We start from the raw sequence: 21,754 nt of genomic DNA on the forward strand, positions 1-21,754 counted from the left end.
CAGGATTTTAGCTTGTTTCATGGCTTAAACGTCATTTATTCTCTTGAGTCGTCGAAATCGTCGCTAAGATAATTATACTCAACGGATTCACCTCTCAGATTTTGTTCTGACGTGCCAATGCCGTAATAACGTTAAGATTAACACGAAGTCATCGCAACAGCGGACATGAGTTACGAAAGCTTGCAATTCTATCTGTAGCCACCGCCGTTGTCTTTAAGATTCAGGAGCGTAGTGCATGGAGTTTAGTGTAAAAAGCGGTAGCCCGGAGAAACAGCGGAGTGCCTGCATCGTCGTGGGCGTCTTCGAACCACGTCGCCTTTCTCCGATTGCAGAACAGCTCGATAAAATCAGCGATGGGTACATCAGCGCCCTGCTACGTCGGGGCGAACTGGAAGGAAAACCGGGGCAGACACTGTTGCTGCACCATGTGCCAAACGTGCTTTCTGAACGCATCCTCCTTATTGGTTGCGGCAAAGAACGTGAGCTGGATGAGCGTCAGTACAAGCAGGTTATTCAGAAAACCATTAATACGCTGAATGATACTGGCTCGATGGAAGCGGTCTGCTTTCTGACTGAACTGCACGTTAAAGGCCGTAACAACTACTGGAAAGTGCGTCAGGCTGTCGAGACAGCAAAAGAGACGCTCTACAGTTTCGATCAGTTGAAAACGAATAAGAGCGAACCGCGTCGCCCGCTGCGTAAGATGGTCTTCAACGTGCCGACCCGCCGTGAACTGACTAGCGGTGAGCGCGCGATCCAGCACGGTCTGGCGATTGCCGCCGGGATAAAAGCAGCGAAAGATCTCGGTAATATGCCGCCGAATATCTGTAACGCCGCTTATCTCGCCTCTCAGGCGCGCCAGCTGGCTGACAGCTACAGCAAGAATGTCATCACCCGCGTTATCGGCGAACAGCAGATGAAAGAGCTGGGGATGCATTCCTATCTGGCGGTCGGTCAGGGTTCGCAGAACGAATCGCTGATGTCGGTGATTGAGTACAAAGGCAACGCGTCGGAAGATGCTCGCCCAATCGTGCTGGTGGGTAAAGGTTTAACCTTCGACTCCGGCGGTATCTCCATCAAGCCTTCAGAAGGCATGGATGAGATGAAGTACGATATGTGCGGTGCGGCGGCGGTTTACGGCGTGATGCGTATGGTCGCGGAGCTGCAACTGCCGATTAACGTTATTGGCGTGCTGGCAGGCTGCGAAAACATGCCTGGCGGACGTGCCTATCGTCCGGGCGATGTGTTAACCACCATGTCCGGTCAAACCGTAGAAGTGCTGAATACCGACGCCGAAGGCCGCCTGGTACTGTGCGATGTGTTAACTTACGTTGAGCGTTTTGAGCCGGAAGCGGTGATTGACGTGGCGACGCTGACCGGTGCCTGCGTTATCGCGCTGGGCCATCACATTACCGGTCTGATGGCGAACCACAATCCGCTGGCCCATGAGCTGATTGCTGCATCTGAACAATCCGGTGACCGCGCATGGCGTTTACCGCTGGGTGACGAGTATCAGGAACAGCTGGAGTCCAATTTTGCCGATATGGCGAACATTGGCGGTCGTCCTGGCGGGGCGATTACCGCAGGTTGCTTCCTGTCGCGCTTTACCCGTAAGTACAACTGGGCACACCTGGATATCGCCGGTACCGCCTGGCGTTCTGGTAAAGCAAAAGGCGCAACCGGTCGCCCGGTGGCGTTGCTGGCACAGTTCCTGCTCAACCGCGCCGGGTTTAACGGCGAAGAGTAATTGCATCAGGCTGTGTTGTTATTGTCGGATGCGGCGTGAATGCCTTATCCGACCTACACAGAGTACCGGACCCGTAGGCCTGATAAGACGCGACAGCGTCGCATCAGGCAATTCGGCGTTTATCTGATGTGTATTTAAATCCACCACAAGAAGCCCCATTTATGAAAAACGCGACGTTCTATCTTCTGGACAATGACACCACCGTCGATGGCTTAAGCGCCGTTGAGCAACTGGTGTGTGAAATTGCCGCAGAACGTTGGCGCAGCGGTAAGCGCGTGCTCATCGCTTGTGAAGATGAAAAGCAGGCTTACCGACTGGATGAAGCCCTGTGGGCGCGTCCGGCAGAAAGCTTTGTTCCGCATAATTTAGCGGGAGAAGGACCGCGCGGCGGTGCGCCGGTGGAGATCGCCTGGCCACAAAAGCGTAGCAGCAGCCCGCGCGATATATTGATTAGTCTGCGAACAAGCTTTGCAGATTTTGCCACCGCTTTCACAGAAGTGGTAGACTTCGTTCCTTATGAAGATTCTCTGAAACAACTGGCGCGCGAACGCTATAAAGCCTACCGCGTGGCTGGTTTCAACCTGAATACGGCAACCTGGAAATAATGGAAAAGACATACAACCCACAAGATATCGAACAGCCGCTTTACGAGCACTGGGAAAAGCAGGGCTACTTTAAGCCTAATGGCGATGAAAGCCAGGAAAGTTTCTGCATCATGATCCCGCCGCCGAACGTCACCGGCAGTTTGCATATGGGTCACGCCTTCCAGCAAACCATCATGGATACCATGATCCGCTATCAGCGTATGCAGGGTAAAAATACCCTGTGGCAGGTCGGTACTGACCACGCCGGGATCGCTACCCAGATGGTAGTTGAGCGCAAGATTGCCGCAGAAGAAGGTAAAACCCGTCACGACTACGGCCGCGAAGCTTTCATCGACAAAATCTGGGAATGGAAAGCGGAATCCGGCGGCACCATTACCCGTCAGATGCGTCGTCTCGGTAACTCCGTCGACTGGGAGCGCGAACGCTTCACGATGGACGAAGGCCTGTCCAATGCGGTGAAAGAAGTTTTCGTTCGTCTGTATAAAGAAGACCTGATTTACCGTGGTAAACGCCTGGTAAACTGGGACCCGAAACTGCGTACCGCAATCTCTGACCTGGAAGTGGAAAACCGCGAATCGAAAGGTTCGATGTGGCACATCCGCTATCCGCTGGCTGACGGCGCGAAAACCGCAGACGGTAAAGATTATCTGGTGGTTGCGACTACCCGTCCGGAAACCCTGCTGGGCGATACCGGCGTGGCCGTTAACCCGGAAGATCCGCGTTACAAAGATCTGATTGGCAAATATGTCATTCTGCCGCTGGTTAACCGTCGTATTCCGATTGTTGGCGACGAACACGCCGATATGGAAAAAGGCACTGGCTGCGTGAAGATCACCCCGGCGCACGACTTTAACGACTATGAAGTCGGTAAACGTCACGCCCTGCCGATGATCAACATCCTGACCTTTGACGGTGATATCCGTGAAAGCGCCCAGGTGTTCGATACCAAAGGTAACGAATCTGACGTTTATTCCAGCGAAATCCCGGCAGAGTTCCAGAAACTCGAGCGTTTTGCTGCGCGTAAAGCGGTCGTTGCCGCGGTTGACGCACTCGGCCTGCTGGAAGAAATTAAACCGCACGACCTGACCGTTCCTTACGGCGACCGTGGCGGCGTGGTTATCGAACCGATGCTGACCGACCAGTGGTACGTACGTGCCGACGTGCTGGCGAAACCGGCGGTTGAAGCGGTTGAGAACGGCGACATTCAGTTCGTACCGAAGCAGTACGAAAACATGTACTTCTCCTGGATGCGCGATATTCAGGACTGGTGTATCTCTCGTCAGCTGTGGTGGGGTCACCGTATCCCGGCATGGTACGACGACGCGGGTAACGTTTATGTTGGCCGCAACGAAGACGAAGTGCGTAAAGAAAATAACCTCGGTGCTGATGTTGCCCTGCGTCAGGACGAAGACGTTCTCGACACCTGGTTCTCCTCCGCACTGTGGACCTTCTCTACCCTTGGCTGGCCGGAAAACACCGACGCACTGCGCCAGTTCCACCCAACCAGCGTGATGGTATCTGGTTTCGACATCATCTTCTTCTGGATTGCCCGCATGATCATGATGACCATGCACTTCATCAAAGATGAAAATGGCAAACCGCAGGTGCCGTTCCACACCGTTTACATGACCGGCCTGATTCGTGATGACGAAGGCCAGAAGATGTCCAAATCCAAGGGTAACGTGATTGACCCGCTGGATATGGTTGACGGTATTTCGCTGCCGGAACTGCTGGAAAAACGTACCGGCAATATGATGCAGCCGCAGCTGGCGGACAAAATCCGTAAGCGCACCGAGAAGCAGTTCCCGAACGGCATTGAGCCGCACGGTACTGACGCGCTGCGCTTCACCCTGGCGGCGCTGGCTTCTACCGGTCGTGACATCAACTGGGATATGAAGCGTCTGGAAGGCTACCGTAACTTCTGTAACAAGCTGTGGAACGCCAGCCGCTTTGTGCTGATGAACACAGAAGGTCAGGATTGCGGCTTCAACGGCGGCGAAATGACGCTGTCGCTGGCGGACCGCTGGATTCTGGCGGAGTTCAACCAGACTATCAAAGCGTACCGCGAAGCGCTGGACAGCTTCCGCTTCGATATCGCCGCCGGCATTCTGTATGAATTCACCTGGAACCAGTTCTGTGACTGGTATCTGGAGCTGACCAAGCCGGTAATGAACGGTGGAACAGAAGCCGAACTGCGCGGTACTCGCCATACGCTGGTGACTGTACTGGAAGGTCTGCTGCGCCTCGCGCATCCGATCATTCCGTTCATCACCGAAACCATCTGGCAGCGTGTGAAAGTACTTTGCGGAATCACTGCCGACACCATCATGCTGCAGCCGTTCCCGCAGTACGATGCGTCTCAGGTCGATGAAGCCGCACTGGCCGACACCGAGTGGCTGAAGCAGGCGATCGTTGCGGTACGTAACATCCGTGCAGAAATGAACATCGCACCGGGTAAACCGCTGGAGCTGCTGCTGCGTGGTTGCAGCGCGGATGCAGAACGTCGCGTAAATGAAAACCGTGGCTTCCTGCAAACGCTGGCGCGTCTGGAAAGCATCACCGTGCTGCCTGCCGATGACAAAGGTCCGGTTTCTGTTACTAAGATCGTCGATGGTGCAGAACTGCTGATCCCGATGGCAGGCCTCATTAACAAAGAAGATGAGCTGGCGCGTCTGGCAAAAGAAGTGGCGAAGATCGAAGGCGAAATTAGCCGTATCGAGAACAAACTGGCGAATGAAGGCTTTGTAGCGCGCGCACCAGAAGCGGTCATCGCGAAAGAGCGTGAGAAGCTGGAAGGTTATGCGGAAGCGAAAGCGAAACTGATTGAACAGCAGGCTGTTATCGCCGCGCTGTAATCAACACCGTGATGAAAACGAAGGCCGGAGCATGCTCCGGCCTTTTTTATCTCTTACAGAAATGGTAAAGAAGGCATAACTCCCCGAGAAATACTGGCTAAGAAGCCTTTATCTGGTTGTTCTTCTTTATTGATTAAAGGAAGGTCATCCAAATCGCCCAGCAAATACGTATTTTTTGCCTGCCAGTCAATCATCCATATTTTCAACAGTGGATAAGCCAGACCGCCCGTAATCCCGGATATCACCACCAACGCACACATGCGATAAAGCATACCGTGGTACGTTAAAGTTGAGCGAAAACGAATACGCCCATCATTCAGTGACAGGTTGCTCATAAAATGGTTTCGCAACGACACCGTTAAATAACTGGTGCTAACAGCAATCCCAAAATAATAGATTAACTGCGCGATTATCATTTTACGTTGCATTTCCATAAATTGCTGTAAATTCTCAATGTCATCATTTGCATATACAGAACTATCATACGCATTTAATATTTGATCGAAGATAATATAACCAGCAACAGCGAGAAAAGGCAATAAAGCTAAAAATGCGAGAATGGCATATTTTATACAATACGTAGTATCTAATTTCACCTTGAAACGATGTATACCGAAACTGGTATTGCTCCAGAGAAAACTCATTACCAGACTATATAAAGTACCATTAAAAATACCAATGGAAACAATACCAACTATTGCCATCAGAACCATAGATATAATAACACTACTTGAACTATTGGCATGTAGCATCTTTGTCGAGATAAAGAAAACAGTCCCCATCCCAACGGCCATTAAAATCGGCAAGAAAAAGGTCACCCACCAGAACCCTTTCATAGAGCAATTAAAACTAAATCTTACGCCGTTGAGACTGGTCATTAAGGCCTGATGACGCAGTCCTTTTGCTGCCATAAATATAAGCAAAACCAACAGTAACAAAGTCAAAACACAACCAACAAGCGGCATATCTGCTGACACTGTCATTAAGATTGCGAAATAGAAAAAAACAAAAACAAGACAACTAACAAAAACATTCCCACCGGTAATTCCATAAGAAAATCGTTGTCCGTTAACTTCCATATTAGCATAAAGATAACGCTTACATTTCATTAATGCCCATGGTAAATAGATACCTAACGTTATAATCGTTAACAACACATTCACCACACAAATAAGAAAATACCTCTCACCTGTACCATGAAAAACAAACGAATGGGACGGAACATCCATTTCATTAATAACTTGAGCCATAAAAAATCCCTGAATTAAAAAATCCATTGATATAACTTATATATACAGACAGTAAAATGTTCTGCCACGTTACAATACTCTTATCAGTAATAGGCTGGCAAAAACTTTATTACTTTATAAGTCGCTTGCGCACGTAAGAAGAGAGTGGTATTAAACAAATGTATAATTACTTTATTTTTATTGGGTTAAACTATGAATAACATTGCGCCGCAATCACCTGTAATGCGTCGCCTGACGCTGCAGGATAATCCTGCTATCGCCCGCGTCATTCGTCAGGTATCCGCCGAATACGGTCTTACCGCTGATAAAGGCTACACCGTCGCCGATCCGAATCTTGACGAGCTGTATCAAGTGTATAGTCAGCCTGGCCATGCATATTGGGTAGTTGAGTACGAGGGTGAAGTGGTCGGCGGCGGTGGGATAGCGCCATTAACCGGGAGTGAGTCGGACATTTGCGAACTGCAAAAGATGTATTTTCTTCCGGCTATCCGCGGCAAAGGGCTGGCAAAAAAACTGGCCTTAATGGCGATGGAGCAGGCGCGAGAGATGGGTTTCAAACGCTGCTATCTGGAAACGACAGCTTTTTTAAAGGAAGCCATTGCGCTTTATGAGCACTTGGGCTTTGAGCATATCGACTATGCGCTTGGCTGCACGGGCCATGTCGATTGTGAAGTGCGGATGTTGCGCGAACTCTAAAAAAATGCCCGCGTGTTCAACTCGCGGGCATTCGAACATTAACAACGTACGTTTTGTTTATGCCGGATGTGACATGAATGCCTTATCCGGGCAACAAATTCACCAGGTTGCAGGAACTACCTGGGCCTGATGCGCTACGCTTAATTAGTGGCGAACTCCGTCATCGTCTTCATCGACAAAATCTTCATCGTCGCCATCTTCGCCGTTAGGATCTTCAAAGTAAGTGCCCCAACCGTCATACTCGACGTCAAATTTCTCTGCCAGCGTCATCAGTTGTTCCACCTGAGCATCAATCAGGTCGGCATTCAGGGCGCATTCGCTGAGGATGTCGCAGCAAATCACGATATCACCATCTTCAACTTCCAGCTCTTCCGGATCGGTGACTTCATATCCGAGTTTAAACGCTTCTACCGCTGCTTTCTCCAGCGTTTCAAGGTCGTCTGCGGAAAGATGGTGCTCAATGGTGTACAGCGCATCTGGATCGCTGCCATCTTCCAGTAATTCTTCAATAATCAGACGTGTCTCTTCACGCTGCTCTTCCAGTTGTTCCGGGTTTGCCATGGCTCATTCCTCTTAATGTCCTGCCGATACTCTTATTGTCACACACCACTGACATTGCCTCCACCTTTGTGATAAAGATTTATGCTTTAGACTTGCAAATGAATAACCATACATATAAATTGAATTTTAATTCATTTAGGCGTTAGCCACAGGAGGGATCTATGTCCGGGTTTTATCATAAGCATTTCCTGAAATTACTCGATTTCACGCCAGCTGAACTTAACAGCCTGCTGCAGTTAGCCGCGAAGCTGAAAGCCGATAAGAAAAGCGGTAAAGAAGAAGCCAAACTCACTGGTAAAAACATCGCGCTCATCTTCGAAAAAGACTCGACCCGTACCCGATGCTCTTTCGAAGTTGCCGCATATGACCAGGGTGCTCGCGTTACTTATCTCGGTCCAAGCGGCAGCCAAATTGGTCATAAAGAGTCGATTAAAGACACTGCCCGCGTGCTTGGTCGCATGTATGACGGTATTCAGTATCGCGGCTATGGTCAGGAGATTGTCGAAACACTGGCGGAATACGCTGGCGTGCCGGTATGGAACGGCCTGACCAATGAGTTTCACCCCACGCAGCTGCTGGCGGATCTCCTCACCATGCAGGAGCATTTGCCCGGCAAAGCGTTCAACGAAATGACGCTGGTCTATGCAGGTGACGCACGTAACAACATGGGCAATTCGATGCTCGAAGCTGCAGCGCTTACCGGTCTGGATTTGCGTCTGGTCGCGCCACAGGCGTGCTGGCCAGAAGCTGCGCTGGTTACGGAATGCCGCGCCCTGGCACAACAAAATGGCGGGAATATTACGCTGACGGAAGATGTAGCTAAAGGAGTTGAAGGTGCTGACTTTATCTATACCGATGTATGGGTGTCGATGGGTGAAGCAAAAGAAAAATGGGCTGAACGCATTGCATTACTGCGTGATTATCAGGTGAACAGCAAGATGATGCAGTTGACCGGTAACCCGGAGGTCAAATTCCTCCACTGCCTGCCCGCGTTTCATGACGACCAAACGACGCTTGGCAAAAAAATGGCGGAAGAGTTTGGCCTACATGGCGGAATGGAAGTGACTGATGAGGTCTTCGAATCTGCCGCCAGCATTGTATTTGATCAGGCGGAAAACCGCATGCATACCATCAAAGCGGTGATGGTCGCGACGCTCAGTAAATAATTGACATCTCTATAAAGATGCCGGGAAATACAAAAAATATCCCGGCATCATATTATTTTATGCAGTGTGAGTTCTATTCTTCCACCCCCATTTTTCTATTACTGTTCGTAAATTTTCCGGAGGATTTAATTTTTCTAACTGTTTTTCATTAATATAATTATATATATTGATTTTCCCATCCCGGAGGACTTCCATCATTCTTGTTCTAATTTTTAATTCATTAACCATCTTTTCTTCAAAAATCTTAACGACATAACCCGGAAATTTATTTACAATTTCTTTTGTTTTTTCTTCATCACCATAAACATATCCTAACTCATTAAGATACAGCTGTTCGCCCTCATAACACTTAAGTAATTGATAGAAGTACCACTTAGCAAAATCAGGTTGCTTCATGAAAAAACCCTTCAAAAAAATATCATTTACTAAAATGCTGACAGGCACTTCATTAAATAGCAACTTAACATCATCAAATAACTTTAGTATTAAGCGTGATTTTTCTTGATTGCTTAAGTTAAAATCATTGACATATGCAACCAACTTATCCCAAATCAATTCCTGTAATTTACGGCTATTTTTATAGGGTTCTTTATCGAGATTGAAAAATAAGGTCTCAGCTATTTTAGATTGATTGCAATCAAAATCAATATGACTCATCACGGAGCATGCATGCGTTATCTTTTCAGAATCACCAAAATATTGCATACTTTTATTAAAACACCAATCCAGTATTCTTACATCATTAATATATGGGAATTTTGAAAAAGTCTCCAGAATCGAATCGATGACCGGTGTAAGGTTAACCTTTGCATCATCTAAGGAATCAATAAGAATATGAGACAGATTAACTTTGATTTCATTAATTTCATTGTTACCTACTTTGTCATTATCAATTCCGTGATCATTTAATGCGTAGAGCTTATCTATTTCTTCAAGTATACCATTTTCGCCCAGTAAGTATGAAATCGATTCACTACATACATGAGGCATTAATAGCAGATGTTCGTTCCTTATTGCTAATAATGCATTATTCAATGGTTTCTCTAATAAATCCGCAATCGTAGAATCAACTGAACCTTTACAACTCACCTGCAAGTTATTTAAGTCCTGAGAGTTATTAAACTCCTGAGAATCATTTAACTCCTGTGGATTATTTAACTCCTGCGAATTATTTAAATCCTGTGAATTATTTAACTCCTGCGAATTATTTAACTTCTGACGATTATTTAACTTCTGATGATTATTTAATAGACGAGCTATTTCCTTGTTAGATTCACTTTGGTAACACGCCAGAATCTTGTTAGTAATCAGGTGTAATGAACTCTCATCTTTTCTTTCAAAGGACTTTCCTTCATAACGATTAGTCGAACCATCAGGTTGTTGAAATATAATAGCCGTATGTCCTTGACGAGTCCCCATAGTAGTAATAGTGGAAAGTGTAATTTCTATTTCCACCTTAGATAAATCCGCTCGTTCCCCTTCAGGATTATTCATAACAAACTTCATTATCTCACTGCCATCATTATTTTTGATATAAGATGAGGACTCAATATGAGCCATCATATTTCTTCCCGCTTCGTTGGAGCGTTTGCTAAAATCCACATAACCCAGGGTAAATATTTTTACCAAAAACTCCAAAAATGTCTTAGGATCAAGGATATTTCTTGTATTATCCTGCCCCTCGGCATTACGGGCAAAATTATTCATTCCAACACGCCAGGTATTTAAAACTTCACTTTTTTGTTTAAAATTGTCGGCTAATGTAATGTGTTGAGAATAATTCAAATCTGATATTTTGCTCATGACGAACTCCTTGAGTTAATAAGAACGTCTAAGCATTACAAATTTTACTCACAAAAAAATATCAAAAAACGCTCTTTTCACAAACTCGCCGTAAACCTGGAGTTATTTACGGCGAAAAGTCATCACGCCATCAGCATCTTCACTACTGCTTTGCGAACCTGGGCTGGCGCGCCCACTGCGCACAGCGGTTTATGCACTTCCCCCGGATAAAACACAACAAAATCACCTTCATTAAGGATAACTGTTTTCTCATCAACGCCTTCCGGCAAAAATGCGATGTCTTTGTCTGCTAACCAGTCGGTATCCGGGGTGCCTGCAGGTTGCGTGCTGAAGGTCATGCCTTCCTGACCTTTTAACACAATCTGAATGTCGAGATAGCGGGCATGGTACTCCGCACGGCGAGCTTCGTACGGCTCGGTCATATCTTCCGAGATAAGATAAAACAGACGATTGCCTTCGATATCGTGCTTGCCCTTGGGCGTTTCTGCCGTAACGTTTGCTTTGATATGCTCAATCGCCTGGCGTAACTCCTGGGGTAGCCACGGCTGAAGATTATGAATATTTCCGATGATCATCTTTTCCACTCCTTAATTAAAACAATGTTTCATTTCTATCGTTATACGAAAAGATGATCAATTCCGCCAGCCTTAACGCGTGAATTATTGTCTTATCACAACTTATCGGCAGGCGCGTTCCCGCCTTTCGGATCAAGGCCAGCATCACTCCTTGAGAAGAGTTTTTATCGCTTCCCCCGCCAGGGCAGCTGTTGCACAGAGTTGTTCGATGGAGTGCCCCTCTCGTGCCTTCGCAGAAAGCCCAGACATCACGGTACTCATAAAATCAGTCACACATTGTGCGCTTTGTGGATGCCGCCTTGCGATATAGTCATAAATGGTTGTTTCTGCGGCGTGATAATATTGAACGGCAATATCACGCGCTTGTGGATCATGACTATGAATACCTTCAAGAACCATACAGCCAGCGCAGCCGCCGTTTTGGCTATATCTGCGCGCCGCTTCTTTTAATACCTCAACCAGGCACTCGCCTACGGGATGATCATCACGAAGAATATCGGCAAGCGGAATAGCTTCCGTACCGACATATTCATTGAGTACACGGCTAAATAACCCAGCCTTACTGCCAAAAGCCGCGTAGAGGCTCGGGGGGTTAATACCAAGATAATCAGTGATTTCAGCAACACTGACAGCATCGAAACTTTTTTGGTGAAAAAGCACTTTTGCCGCAGAGACTGCCTGCTCAGGAGCGAAACGTCTGGGACGACCTGGAACGCGAGATTGTTTTTTAGTGACCATTACAAAACTTGTTGACAGAAAGTTAAAACAGTTTTGTAATGCATGTTACATAATAAATCAAGGAGTCCTTATGGGCGCTTTTACAGGTAAGACAGTTCTCATCCTCGGTGGCAGTCGTGGAATCGGTGCTGCTATCGTACGTCGTTTCGTCACCGATGGGGCCAATGTACGATTCACCTATGCGGGGTCGAAAGATGCCGCTGAACGCCTGGCACAAGAGACGGGAGCGACAGCAGTATTCACAGATAGTGCTGACAGAGACGCTGTCATTGATGTCGTTCGTAAGAGCGGCGCATTGGATATCCTGGTGGTAAATGCAGGTATTGGCGTCTTTGGCGATGCCCTGGAATTAAATGCCGACGATATTGATCGCCTTTTCAAAATCAATATTCATGCTCCTTACCATGCCTCTGTTGAAGCCGCCCGGCAGATGCCCGAAGGCGGGCGCATCTTAATCATCGGCTCCGTGAATGGCGATCGTATGCCTGTTGCAGGCATGGCTGCTTATGCCGCCAGTAAATCTGCCCTGCAAGGTATGGCGCGCGGACTGGCCCGTGATTTTGGACCGCGTGGGATCACCATCAACGTCGTCCAGCCAGGGCCAATTGATACCGACGCGAATCCCGCCAACGGGCCAATGCGCGATATGTTGCATGGTTTTATGGCTATCAAAAGACATGGGCAACCGGAAGAGGTCGCTGGTATGGTCGCATGGTTAGCAGGGCCAGAAGCCAGTTTTGTTACCGGTGCGATGCATACCATTGATGGCGCGTTTGGCGCATAACCGACTACGCTCAATTAAGCCCAGCCATTATCCATGATGTCTGGGTTTTGTTTACTCACGTCGTCCCCTAAAAGCGGCTCCCGGTAAATATAAATCTTCTGTTCATGTCGTAAATCTTGAGGATAACCAAATGGTAGAAAGAAACGCTGTTTTCCCTGCTGGCCGACATTCACTGTATGCTGAACATCGTTATTCTGCGGCTATCCGTTCCGGCGATTTGCTGTTTGTTTCCAGGCAAGTAGGAAGTCGAGAAGACGGAACACCTGAACCCAATTTTCAGCAACAAGTCAGACTGGCATTTGATAATTTGCATGCGACCCTGGCAGCTGCGGGATGCACTTTTGACGATATCATTGATGTGACGAGCTTTCATACCGATCCGGAAAAACAATTTGAAGACATCATGACAGTCAAAAATGAAATATTTAGCGCCCCACCTTACCCAAATTGGACGGCGGTGGGTGTTACCTGGCTGGCAGGCTTTGATTTTGAAATTAAAGTGATAGCGCGCATCCCTGAGCTGTAAGCAATAGTTTTAGCCGTGAGTTTTCACACTCCGCCCTATAAGTCGGATGAATGGAATAAAATGCATATCGGATTGGGTGAAATTGAAAAAGAAAAAAGCAGGAAATGTCTGCAATTATTGATACCGAACGACCGTTCCCCTCCAGAATCATAGCAAATAAAAATGCATACACTTTGACTTTTAATTCAAATAAACCGTTTGCGCTGACAAAATATTGCATCAAATGCTTGCGCCGCTTCTGGCTATGAGTATAATGCCGGACAATTTGCCGGGAGGATGTATGGTTCAGTGTGTTCGACATTTTGTCTTACCGCGTCTGAAAAAAGACGCTGGCCTGCCGTTTTTCTTCCCGTTGATCACCCATTCCCAGCCCCTCAATCGAGGGGCTTTTTTTTGCCCAGGCGTCAGGAGATAAAAGATGGCTAATCCGCTATATCAGAAACATATCATTTCCATAAACGACCTTAGTCGCGATGACCTTAATCTGGTGCTGGCGACAGCGGCGAAACTGAAAGCAAACCCGCAACCAGAGCTGTTGAAGCACAAAGTCATTGCCAGCTGTTTCTTCGAAGCCTCTACCCGTACCCGCCTCTCTTTCGAAACTTCCATGCACCGCCTGGGTGCCAGCGTGGTGGGCTTCTCCGACAGCGCCAATACATCACTGGGTAAAAAGGGCGAAACGCTGGCCGATACCATCTCGGTTATCAGCACTTACGTCGATGCGATAGTGATGCGTCATCCGCAGGAAGGTGCGGCGCGCCTGGCCACCGAATTTTCCGGCAATGTACCGGTACTGAATGCCGGTGATGGCTCCAACCAACATCCGACGCAAACCTTGCTGGACTTATTCACCATTCAGGAAACCCAGGGGCGTCTGGACAATCTCCACGTCGCAATGGTTGGTGACCTGAAATATGGCCGCACCGTTCACTCCCTGACTCAGGCGTTAGCGAAGTTCGACGGCAACCGTTTTTACTTCATCGCGCCGGACGCGTTGGCAATGCCGCAATACATCCTTGATATGCTCGATGAAAAAGGGATCGCCTGGAGTCTGCACAGCTCTATTGAAGAAGTGATGGCGGAAGTAGACATCCTGTACATGACTCGCGTGCAAAAAGAGCGTCTGGACCCGTCCGAGTACGCCAACGTGAAAGCGCAGTTTGTTCTTCGCGCCAGCGATCTCCACAACGCCAAAGCCAATATGAAAGTGCTGCATCCGCTGCCTCGCGTTGATGAGATTGCCACCGATGTTGATAAAACGCCGCACGCCTGGTACTTCCAGCAAGCAGGCAACGGGATTTTCGCTCGCCAGGCGTTACTGGCACTGGTTCTGAATCGCGATCTGGTACTGTAAGGGGAAATAGAGATGACACACGATAATAAATTGCAGGTTGAAGCTATTAAACGCGGCACGGTAATTGACCATATCCCCGCCCAGATCGGTTTTAAGCTATTGAGTCTGTTCAAGCTGACCGAAACGGATCAGCGCATCACCATTGGTCTGAACCTGCCTTCTGGTGAGATGGGGCGTAAAGATCTGATCAAAATCGAAAATACCTTTTTGAGTGAAGATCAGGTAGACCAACTGGCTTTGTATGCACCACAAGCCACAGTAAATCGCATCGACAACTATGAAGTGGTGGGTAAATCGCGCCCCAGCCTGCCGGAGCGCATCGACAATGTGCTGGTCTGCCCGAACAGCAACTGTATCAGCCATGCCGAACCGGTTTCATCCAGCTTTGCCGTGCGAAAACGCGCCAATGACATCGCGCTCAAATGCAAATACTGTGAAAAAGAGTTTTCCCATAATGTGGTGCTGGCCAATTAATTGCGGTTGGTAATAAAAGTCTGGCTCCCTATAATGAGCCAGACTTTTTACCGCTGTAATAAAGGAGAAATCATGAGCAAAACTATCGCGACGGAAAATGCACCGGCAGCTATCGGTCCTTACGTACAGGGCGTTGATCTGGGCAATATGATCATCACCTCCGGTCAGATCCCGGTAAATCCGAAAACGGGCGAAGTACCGGCAGACGTCGCTGCACAGGCACGTCAGTCGCTGGATAACGTAAAAGCTATCGTCGAAGCCGCTGGCCTGAAAGTGGGCGATATCGTTAAAACCACCGTGTTTGTGAAAGATCTGAACGACTTCGCAACCGTAAACGCTACCTACGAAGCGTTCTTCACCGAGCACAATGCCACCTTCCCGGCACGTTCTTGCGTTGAAGTTGCCCGTCTGCCGAAAGACGTGAAGATTGAGATCGAAGCGATCGCTGTTCGTCGCTAATCTCTTTCAAAAAGATAATCCAGGTTTCGCGCCTGGATTATCTGATTCAACCACGGAGGGTTGAAGATGGCTAAATCCCGTTTCACAGATAAGCAAATTGCTGAAATTTTACAGCGGTCAAAAGAGGGGGCATCTAATAAGGAGCTTTGTGAACACTATCAATTTAGCGTTAACACGCTGCGGCGCTGGCAAGAACAGCACGCTGACGGCATCAGAAGCGAATTAAAAAAAATAGAATCTAAAGCACAGATCGTCTTTCTGCTTTTCATTGCTATCGTCATTATACTCACGCTTATATTTGGTAAACCTACAGGTGGATGGGCAATACCGCCTTTATTACTCTATTGTGTTTATTATATCCGCCTGTATCGCAACATCTCCGCCAGACATATAAAAAAAGAAGACATTTTTCTCTCTCGTTCTGTTAATAACAGCTATAGCGCCCTTTATAATTTGAGCTGGACGTTTATTTGTTTTTTTATTTTTGCAGTAATCTATTTTTTTATTCAGGTGTTTTCGTAACAGACTGACCTGAAAGAGTATTTCAGGCCAGCTTCATCACTTGCTTACTGCCAGCCGTAACGACGGCTATAGAACCCTTTCACCAACTGGGTTAACGTCATATACCCTGCCAGAATCGCAACCAGCCACGGGAAATAGCTTAACGGCAGCGCCTGCAGTTGCAGATAACTGGCCAACGGCGAAAACGGCAATGCGATCCCGACTATCATCACAATCACGGTCATGATCATTAACGGCCACGATGCACAGCTCTGAATAAACGGTACACGACGGGTACGGATCATATGCACAATCAGCGTTTGCGACAGTAATCCCACCACAAACCAGCCCGACTGGAACAGCGTTTGCGTTTCCGGCGTGTTGGCATGGAATACCCACCACATCAGGCAAAACGTCAGAATATCGAAGATCGAACTGATCGGTCCGAAGAAGATCATAAAGCGCCCCAAATCCGCCGGATTCCAACGCTGAGGCTTTTGAATTTGCTCGTCGTCGACGTTATCAAACGGGATCGCCACCTGTGACACATCGTACAGCAGGTTCTGGATCAGTAAGTGTAAAGGCAGCATCGGCAGGAAGGGCAAGAAAGCACTCGCCACCAGCACGCTGAACACATTACCGAAGTTAGAACTCGCCGTCATTTTTATGTATTTCAGCATGTTGGCGAAATTCCGGCGTCCTTCAATAACCCCCTCCTCCAGCACCATCAGGCTTTTTTCCAGCAGGATGATATCAGCCGCTTCACGGGCAATATCTACCGCACCGTCCACAGAAATGCCGATATCCGCAGCGCGTAAGGCGGGCGCATCATTAATACCATCGCCCATAAAGCCAACCACATGCCCTTCGCGCTTTAGCAAGGTCACGATGCGTTCTTTATGCATCGGCGTCAGGCGAGCAAACAGCGTGGTGCGCTGTGCAAGATTTGCCAGTTCGTCGTCAGATAGCGTTTCAATATCACTACCAATGACCACCTCTCCCGCGTCCAGTCCCACTTCATGGCACACTTTCGCCGCCACTAACTCGCTGTCGCCAGTAAGGATTTTCACGGTAATGCCACTCGCTTTTAATGCCTTCAGTGCCGGAGCTGTTGTCTCTTTCGGCGGATCAAGGAAAGCAATATATCCTTCGAGGATCAGGTCGGATTCATCCGCCCGCTGGTAATCCCCTTCACGTGCTGGCAGGTATTTCGTCGCCACCGCAACCACGCGCAGCCCCTGACGATTCAGCGTATCAGTAACGCGCTTAATCTTACGCAGTATGATGTCATCAAGCGGCACAATCTCACCATTGTGACGCACCTGCGAACACACATTGAGGATTTCCTGCAATGCGCCTTTGCAAACCAGTTGATGATGTTCGGTATTCTCTGCCACTACCACCGACATCCGGCGACGCTCGAAATCAAACGGAATCTCATCAATTTTTTGCCAACGACTGGCCAGCGAGCGCGCTGACTCTTCATCCGTACCTTCGAGCACCGCTGTATCAAGCAGGTTTTTAAGTCCGGTCTGATAATGACTGTTCAACCACGCGCTATGCAGCACGCGTTCGCTGGTTTTACCGGAGATATCGGTATGATTCTCCAGCACAATTTTATCCTGCGTCAGGGTGCCGGTTTTATCAGTGCACAGAATATCCATAGCGCCAAAGTTCTGAATGGCATCCAGATGTTTGACGATCACTTTCTGTTTCGACAGCTTTACGGCACCACGCGCCAGCGTCGAAGTGACAATCATCGGCAACATTTCTGGCGTTAAGCCTACCGCGACCGAAAGTGCGAACAGTGCCGCTTCCCACCAGTCACCTTTGGTGTAACCGTTGATCAGCAACACCACCGGAGCCATCACCAGCATAAAGCGAATCAGCAGCATACTGACGCGGCTAATCCCTTGCTGAAAGGCATTCGGCTCGCTTTCCTGCTCACTAACACGCCCCGCCAGTTGACCAAACCAGGTGTTGGCTCCTGTAGCAATCACCATTGCTTGTGCCGTGCCGCTCACCACGGTGGTGCCCATAAAACACAGGGTGTCGCACTCCAGCGGATTGCTGTGCTCCGGCTGGCGAGTGGTAGCAGCTTTTTCCACGGGCAGAGACTCACCGGTTAACGACGCCTGAGCGACAAACAGATCCCGCGCCTGCAAGATACGTAAATCTGCCGGGATCATATCCCCCGCCGCCAGTTTTATAATATCGCCGGGCACTAGTTGGTCTATCGGAATTTCCAGCCAGCCATTTTCACCTTTATCGTTAATTACGCGCAGTACCGTCGCGGTATTACTGACCATCGCTTTCAGGGCATCTGCCGCTTTGGTGGAACGAGCTTCCTGAATAAAGTTCAGCAACGTAGAAATAGCGACCATTAGCGCGATAACACCTGCGGCAAATAAATCTTCCGTGGCGTAAGAAATAGCACCGAGAATGGTGAGCAAAATATTAAAGGGGTTGCGATAGCAGACCCATAAATGTACCCACCACGGCGACGGTTGTTGCGCGGGTAATTTATTTTCACCATGTTGTTCGCGGGCAGATTCCACTTCCGCCTGATTTAACCCTTCCGGATGGGTATTGAACGTTTTCCATAATTCCTGTTCTGGCATCACCGCCATTTTCAGGCAATGCGCACTTAAGGACGGCGGGACCGCCGTATTCACTGTCTGCTGCGCGCCAGGCAATGGATCGCGATGAACCAGACGGGAAGGTAAATGGCGAATGAGCCGGGTAAAAATTTCTTTAAACATAAGGAGTCCCTCCGCACTGTCTGAAACAGTGCAGAAATGTCTTCAGGCGTGGCGAAGCCTTACCTGAAGGTAATAAAGCTGAGCTGGGACGTTAAAACGTCACGGCCTTACGCATCCGGTAACGCCGTGAAAAGACGGGCTTACCGGAAAAGTTTTAATCTCCGTCGAGGGAGAGGCGTGGGATCAGGTTCCATATAACCTCCGGTAAGTGAAAAAAGCGCCGCAAATAATAAGGAGAATCCAATAATATTCGTGGCATTTATGGCGATATAATACCTACTGGCAACTAAACCAACGATAAACCAGACTTTACCCATTGCTGAATGCACGGGTAAAGTTAGGCTCAAATAATGAAACGCAATTACGGGACAACAGGATGCAAAATCGGCTGACCATCAAAGACATCGCGCGCTTAAGCGGCGTGGGGAAATCTACGGTTTCCCGAGTGCTGAATAACGAAAGCGGCGTGAGTCAGCGCACGCGCGAGCGCGTGGAAGCAGTGATGAATCAGCATGGATTTTCCCCTTCCCGCTCTGCGCGCGCTATGCGTGGGCAAAGCGATAAAGTGGTCGCCATCATTGTTACCCGTCTGGATTCGTTGTCAGAAAATCTCGCCGTCCAAACCATGCTGCCAGCGTTCTATGAACAAGGTTACGACCCGATCATGATGGAAAGTCAGTTTTCTCCGCAATTAGTTGCCGAACATTTGGGGGTGCTGAAACGGCGTAATATCGACGGCGTAGTGCTGTTCGGTTTTACCGGCATAACCGAAGACATGTTAGCCCACTGGCAGTCATCGCTGGTTCTGCTGGCACGTGACGCGAAAGGCTTTGCTTCGGTCTGTTATGACGACGAAGGGGCAATCAAAATCCTGATGCAACGGCTGTATGATCAGGGACATCGTAATATCAGTTATCTCGGCGTACCGCACAGTGACGTGACGACCGGTAAGCGACGTCACGAAGCCTACCTGGCGTTCTGCAAAGCGCATAAACTGCATCCCGTCGCCGCCCTGCCAGGCCTTGCGATGAAGCAAGGCTATGAGAACGTAGCAAAAGTGATTACCCCTGAAACTACCGCGTTACTGTGCGCAACCGACACGCTGGCACTTGGCGCAAGTAAATACTTGCAAGAGCAACGCATCGACACCTTGCAACTGGCGAGCGTCGGTAATACACCGTTAATGAAATTCCTCCATCCGGAGATCGTCACCGTTGACCCAGGTTACGCCGAAGCCGGACGCCAGGCGGCCAGCCAGTTAATTGCGCAGGTAACCGGGCGCAGCGAACCGCAACAAATCATCATCCCTGCCACCCTATCCTGATCGTTTCCTGAACGATAAATTGTGATCTTCGCTGCGTTTCGGGAACGTTCCCGTTTTTTAAATTTTTCCGCGCACTATATTCTGCAGCCAACCAAAAATGTCATCTGCCATGGGGCTTTATGATGAGCAAAATAAACCAAACGGATCTCGATCGGCTGATTGAACTGGTCGGCGGGCGCGGCAATATTGCGACGGTGAGCCACTGTATTACTCGTCTGCGCTTTGTCCTCAACCAACCGGCCAATGCCAGACCGAAAGAAATTGAGCAACTCCCCATGGTGAAAGGCTGTTTCACCAATGCCGGGCAATTTCAGGTGGTAATTGGCACCAACGTGGGTGATTACTATCAAGCGTTGATAGCGACGACCGGACAGGCGCAGGTTGATAAAGAGCAGGTGAAAAAAGCTGCCCGGCAGAATATGAAATGGCATGAGCAGTTGATCTCTCATTTCGCGGAGATCTTCTTCCCGCTGCTGCCCGCGTTGATTAGTGGTGGTTTGATCCTCGGTTTTCGCAATGTGATCGGCGATTTGCCCATGAGCAACGGTCAAACGCTGGCGCAAATGTACCCTTCCCTGCAAACGATCTACGATTTTCTATGGTTGATCGGTGAAGCGATCTTCTTCTACCTGCCGGTCGGAATTTGCTGGTCAGCGGTGAAAAAAATGGGCGGCACGCCGATCCTCGGTATCGTGCTTGGCGTGACGCTGGTTTCCCCACAGTTGATGAACGCTTATCTGCTCGGGCAGCAGCTACCGGAAGTATGGAACTTTGGCATGTTCAGCATCGCCAAAGTGGGCTATCAGGCACAAGTTATTCCGGCACTGTTAGCCGGGCTGGCTCTGGGCGTTATAGAAACTCGCCTTAAGCGTATCGTGCCGGATTACCTCTATCTGGTGGTGGTGCCGGTCTGTTCGCTGATCCTCGCGGTGTTCCTCGCCCATGCGCTGATTGGTCCGTTTGGTCGCATGATTGGCGATGGCGTTGCCTTTGCGGTGCGTCACCTGATGACCGGCAGCTTTGCCCCCATTGGTGCGGCATTGTTTGGCTTCCTTTACGCACCGCTGGTGATCACCGGCGTACACCAGACCACGCTTGCTATAGATTTGCAGATGATTCAAAGCATGGGTGGCACGCCAGTGTGGCCGCTTATTGCGCTGTCGAATATCGCTCAGGGCTCCGCCGTGATAGGCATTATCATTTCCAGCCGCAAGAACAATGAACGCGAGATCTCCGTGCCTGCCGCTATCTCCGCCTGGCTTGGGGTCACTGAGCCTGCAATGTACGGCATCAACCTGAAATATCGCTTCCCGATGCTGTGCGCGATGATTGGTTCTGGTCTGGCAGGATTACTATGCGGTCTGAACGGCGTTATGGCGAATGGCATCGGCGTAGGCGGCCTGCCGGGAATTCTCTCTATTCAACCGAGCTACTGGCAAGTGTTTGCGCTGGCAATGGCTATCGCCATCATCATCCCGATTGTACTCACCTCATTTATCTACCAGCGGAAATACCGCCTGGGTACGCTGGACATTGTTTAATTTTCTTCGGGGCGCAATTGCGCCCCCTCGCAT

22 protein-coding genes are annotated in these 21,754 nt (G+C 48.9%); 14 read left to right on the forward strand and 8 right to left on the reverse strand.

Annotated elements, in window-relative coordinates:
* Positions 1-31: 31 nt before the first annotated feature.
* Entirely contained in the window at positions 32-82 is a 51-nt protein-coding gene (ytgA, locus tag BGE37_RS25630; protein WP_211180521.1) for a protein YtgA, read from the reverse strand.
* A 153-nt stretch (positions 83-235) separates the two neighbouring features.
* Between ytgA and pepA the strand changes: the two genes are divergently transcribed.
* The 3 genes from pepA to valS all read left to right on the forward strand — a co-directional run bounded on the left by pepA (position 236) and on the right by valS (position 5,207).
* Positions 236-1,747: a leucyl aminopeptidase gene (pepA, locus tag BGE37_RS14025; RefSeq protein ID WP_000397144.1), complete on the forward strand. Its 1,512-nt coding sequence runs from the start codon at positions 236-238 to the stop codon at positions 1,745-1,747.
* Positions 1,748-1,908: 161 nt separating this feature from the next.
* On the forward strand, positions 1,909-2,352 hold the full coding sequence (gene holC, locus BGE37_RS14030; protein ID WP_000786399.1) for a DNA polymerase III subunit chi: 444 nt from the start codon (positions 1,909-1,911) through the stop codon (positions 2,350-2,352).
* Complete coding sequence (gene valS, locus BGE37_RS14035) at positions 2,352-5,207, forward strand: valine--tRNA ligase (RefSeq protein ID WP_046082035.1); 2,856 nt, start codon at positions 2,352-2,354, stop codon at positions 5,205-5,207. Before holC ends, valS begins: the two co-directional genes overlap by 1 nt.
* Positions 5,208-5,260: 53 nt before the next feature.
* Here valS and BGE37_RS14040 read toward each other — a convergent pair whose 3' ends face one another.
* A complete protein-coding gene (locus BGE37_RS14040) occupies positions 5,261-6,457 on the reverse strand; it encodes a YjgN family protein (RefSeq protein ID WP_000079650.1) in 1,197 nt (398 codons plus the stop codon).
* Positions 6,458-6,649: 192 nt separating this feature from the next.
* Between BGE37_RS14040 and BGE37_RS14045 the strand changes: the two genes are divergently transcribed.
* Positions 6,650-7,153: a GNAT family N-acetyltransferase gene (locus BGE37_RS14045; protein ID WP_001059402.1), complete on the forward strand. Its 504-nt coding sequence runs from the start codon at positions 6,650-6,652 to the stop codon at positions 7,151-7,153.
* Between the two features lie 144 nt (positions 7,154-7,297).
* Here the strand turns inward: BGE37_RS14045 and rraB are convergent, their stop codons facing one another.
* Entirely contained in the window at positions 7,298-7,714 is a 417-nt protein-coding gene (gene rraB / locus BGE37_RS14050; protein WP_000002953.1) for a ribonuclease E inhibitor RraB, read from the reverse strand.
* 161 nt (positions 7,715-7,875) lie between these two features.
* Here rraB and argF point away from each other — a divergent pair, with 161 nt between their 5' ends.
* Entirely contained in the window at positions 7,876-8,880 is a 1,005-nt protein-coding gene (argF, locus tag BGE37_RS14055; protein WP_000012907.1) for an ornithine carbamoyltransferase, read from the forward strand.
* A 57-nt stretch (positions 8,881-8,937) separates the two neighbouring features.
* On the opposite strand, the gene BGE37_RS14060 is transcribed toward argF, so the two are convergent.
* The 3 genes from BGE37_RS14060 to BGE37_RS14070 all read right to left on the reverse strand — a co-directional run bounded on the left by BGE37_RS14060 (position 8,938) and on the right by BGE37_RS14070 (position 11,996).
* On the reverse strand, positions 8,938-10,683 hold the full coding sequence (locus BGE37_RS14060; RefSeq protein WP_105288123.1) for a hypothetical protein: 1,746 nt from the start codon (positions 10,681-10,683) through the stop codon (positions 8,938-8,940).
* Positions 10,684-10,805: 122 nt separating this feature from the next.
* Entirely contained in the window at positions 10,806-11,258 is a 453-nt protein-coding gene (gene tabA, locus BGE37_RS14065; protein ID WP_001315168.1) for a toxin-antitoxin biofilm protein TabA, read from the reverse strand.
* A gap of 144 nt (positions 11,259-11,402) precedes the next feature.
* On the reverse strand, positions 11,403-11,996 hold the full coding sequence (locus BGE37_RS14070; protein WP_105288124.1) for a TetR/AcrR family transcriptional regulator: 594 nt from the start codon (positions 11,994-11,996) through the stop codon (positions 11,403-11,405).
* 70 nt (positions 11,997-12,066) lie between these two features.
* Between BGE37_RS14070 and bdcA the strand changes: the two genes are divergently transcribed.
* The 7 genes from bdcA to BGE37_RS14110 all read left to right on the forward strand — a co-directional run bounded on the left by bdcA (position 12,067) and on the right by BGE37_RS14110 (position 16,115).
* Positions 12,067-12,780: an SDR family oxidoreductase gene (bdcA, locus tag BGE37_RS14075; RefSeq protein ID WP_000500711.1), complete on the forward strand. Its 714-nt coding sequence runs from the start codon at positions 12,067-12,069 to the stop codon at positions 12,778-12,780.
* 130 nt (positions 12,781-12,910) lie between these two features.
* A complete protein-coding gene (locus tag BGE37_RS14080) occupies positions 12,911-13,306 on the forward strand; it encodes a RidA family protein (RefSeq protein WP_105288125.1) in 396 nt (131 codons plus the stop codon).
* Between the two features lie 280 nt (positions 13,307-13,586).
* Entirely contained in the window at positions 13,587-13,721 is a 135-nt protein-coding gene (pyrL, locus tag BGE37_RS14090) for a pyr operon leader peptide (protein ID WP_001296693.1), read from the forward strand.
* 3 nt (positions 13,722-13,724) lie between these two features.
* Positions 13,725-14,660 (forward strand): aspartate carbamoyltransferase, encoded by a 936-nt coding sequence (pyrB, locus tag BGE37_RS14095; RefSeq protein ID WP_000013046.1) that lies wholly within the window; start codon positions 13,725-13,727, stop codon positions 14,658-14,660.
* A 12-nt stretch (positions 14,661-14,672) separates the two neighbouring features.
* Positions 14,673-15,134: an aspartate carbamoyltransferase regulatory subunit gene (gene pyrI, locus BGE37_RS14100; protein WP_000148581.1), complete on the forward strand. Its 462-nt coding sequence runs from the start codon at positions 14,673-14,675 to the stop codon at positions 15,132-15,134.
* 72 nt (positions 15,135-15,206) lie between these two features.
* Positions 15,207-15,593: a 2-iminobutanoate/2-iminopropanoate deaminase gene (gene ridA, locus BGE37_RS14105; RefSeq protein WP_000047539.1), complete on the forward strand. Its 387-nt coding sequence runs from the start codon at positions 15,207-15,209 to the stop codon at positions 15,591-15,593.
* Between the two features lie 66 nt (positions 15,594-15,659).
* Entirely contained in the window at positions 15,660-16,115 is a 456-nt protein-coding gene (locus BGE37_RS14110; RefSeq protein ID WP_001130089.1) for a transposase, read from the forward strand.
* Positions 16,116-16,159: 44 nt separating this feature from the next.
* On the opposite strand, the gene mgtA is transcribed toward BGE37_RS14110, so the two are convergent.
* The gene (gene mgtA, locus BGE37_RS14115; protein WP_105288126.1) at positions 16,160-18,856 is read right to left on the reverse strand and encodes a magnesium-translocating P-type ATPase; all 2,697 of its coding nucleotides are present in this window, start codon (positions 18,854-18,856) and stop codon (positions 16,160-16,162) included.
* A gap of 140 nt (positions 18,857-18,996) precedes the next feature.
* The gene (mgtL, locus tag BGE37_RS14120) at positions 18,997-19,050 is read right to left on the reverse strand and encodes a mgtA regulatory leader peptide MgtL (protein ID WP_001387276.1); all 54 of its coding nucleotides are present in this window, start codon (positions 19,048-19,050) and stop codon (positions 18,997-18,999) included.
* Between the two features lie 125 nt (positions 19,051-19,175).
* Here mgtL and treR point away from each other — a divergent pair, with 125 nt between their 5' ends.
* Together treR and treB are read left to right on the forward strand one after the other, a co-directional pair.
* Positions 19,176-20,180: a trehalose operon repressor TreR gene (gene treR, locus BGE37_RS14125; RefSeq protein ID WP_257187417.1), complete on the forward strand. Its 1,005-nt coding sequence runs from the start codon at positions 19,176-19,178 to the stop codon at positions 20,178-20,180.
* A gap of 119 nt (positions 20,181-20,299) precedes the next feature.
* On the forward strand, positions 20,300-21,721 hold the full coding sequence (gene treB, locus BGE37_RS14130) for a PTS trehalose transporter subunit IIBC (protein ID WP_105271823.1): 1,422 nt from the start codon (positions 20,300-20,302) through the stop codon (positions 21,719-21,721).
* Positions 21,722-21,754: the final 33 nt, after the last annotated feature.

The sequence above is a fragment of the Escherichia sp. MOD1-EC6300 genome, from assembly GCF_002965045.1.
Taxonomy (GTDB): Bacteria; Pseudomonadota; Gammaproteobacteria; order Enterobacterales; family Enterobacteriaceae; genus Escherichia; species Escherichia coli_F.

Excerpts from the sequence above, each read along its gene's own strand:
- pepA (WP_000397144.1), top strand. The coding sequence starts at position 236 with ATGGAGTTTAGTGTAAAAAGCGGTAGCCCGGAGAAACAGCGGAGTGCC.
- holC (WP_000786399.1), top strand. The coding sequence starts at position 1,909 with ATGAAAAACGCGACGTTCTATCTTCTGGACAATGACACCACCGTCGAT.
- valS (WP_046082035.1), top strand. The coding sequence starts at position 2,352 with ATGGAAAAGACATACAACCCACAAGATATCGAACAGCCGCTTTACGAG.
- BGE37_RS14040 (WP_000079650.1), bottom strand. The coding sequence starts at position 6,457 with ATGGCTCAAGTTATTAATGAAATGGATGTTCCGTCCCATTCGTTTGTT.
- BGE37_RS14045 (WP_001059402.1), top strand. The coding sequence starts at position 6,650 with ATGAATAACATTGCGCCGCAATCACCTGTAATGCGTCGCCTGACGCTG.
- rraB (WP_000002953.1), bottom strand. The coding sequence starts at position 7,714 with ATGGCAAACCCGGAACAACTGGAAGAGCAGCGTGAAGAGACACGTCTG.
- argF (WP_000012907.1), top strand. The coding sequence starts at position 7,876 with ATGTCCGGGTTTTATCATAAGCATTTCCTGAAATTACTCGATTTCACG.
- BGE37_RS14060 (WP_105288123.1), bottom strand. The coding sequence starts at position 10,683 with ATGAGCAAAATATCAGATTTGAATTATTCTCAACACATTACATTAGCC.
- tabA (WP_001315168.1), bottom strand. The coding sequence starts at position 11,258 with ATGATCATCGGAAATATTCATAATCTTCAGCCGTGGCTACCCCAGGAG.
- BGE37_RS14070 (WP_105288124.1), bottom strand. The coding sequence starts at position 11,996 with ATGGTCACTAAAAAACAATCTCGCGTTCCAGGTCGTCCCAGACGTTTC.
- bdcA (WP_000500711.1), top strand. The coding sequence starts at position 12,067 with ATGGGCGCTTTTACAGGTAAGACAGTTCTCATCCTCGGTGGCAGTCGT.
- BGE37_RS14080 (WP_105288125.1), top strand. The coding sequence starts at position 12,911 with ATGGTAGAAAGAAACGCTGTTTTCCCTGCTGGCCGACATTCACTGTAT.
- pyrL (WP_001296693.1), top strand. The coding sequence starts at position 13,587 with ATGGTTCAGTGTGTTCGACATTTTGTCTTACCGCGTCTGAAAAAAGAC.
- pyrB (WP_000013046.1), top strand. The coding sequence starts at position 13,725 with ATGGCTAATCCGCTATATCAGAAACATATCATTTCCATAAACGACCTT.
- pyrI (WP_000148581.1), top strand. The coding sequence starts at position 14,673 with ATGACACACGATAATAAATTGCAGGTTGAAGCTATTAAACGCGGCACG.
- ridA (WP_000047539.1), top strand. The coding sequence starts at position 15,207 with ATGAGCAAAACTATCGCGACGGAAAATGCACCGGCAGCTATCGGTCCT.
- BGE37_RS14110 (WP_001130089.1), top strand. The coding sequence starts at position 15,660 with ATGGCTAAATCCCGTTTCACAGATAAGCAAATTGCTGAAATTTTACAG.
- mgtA (WP_105288126.1), bottom strand. The coding sequence starts at position 18,856 with ATGTTTAAAGAAATTTTTACCCGGCTCATTCGCCATTTACCTTCCCGT.
- treB (WP_105271823.1), top strand. The coding sequence starts at position 20,300 with ATGATGAGCAAAATAAACCAAACGGATCTCGATCGGCTGATTGAACTG.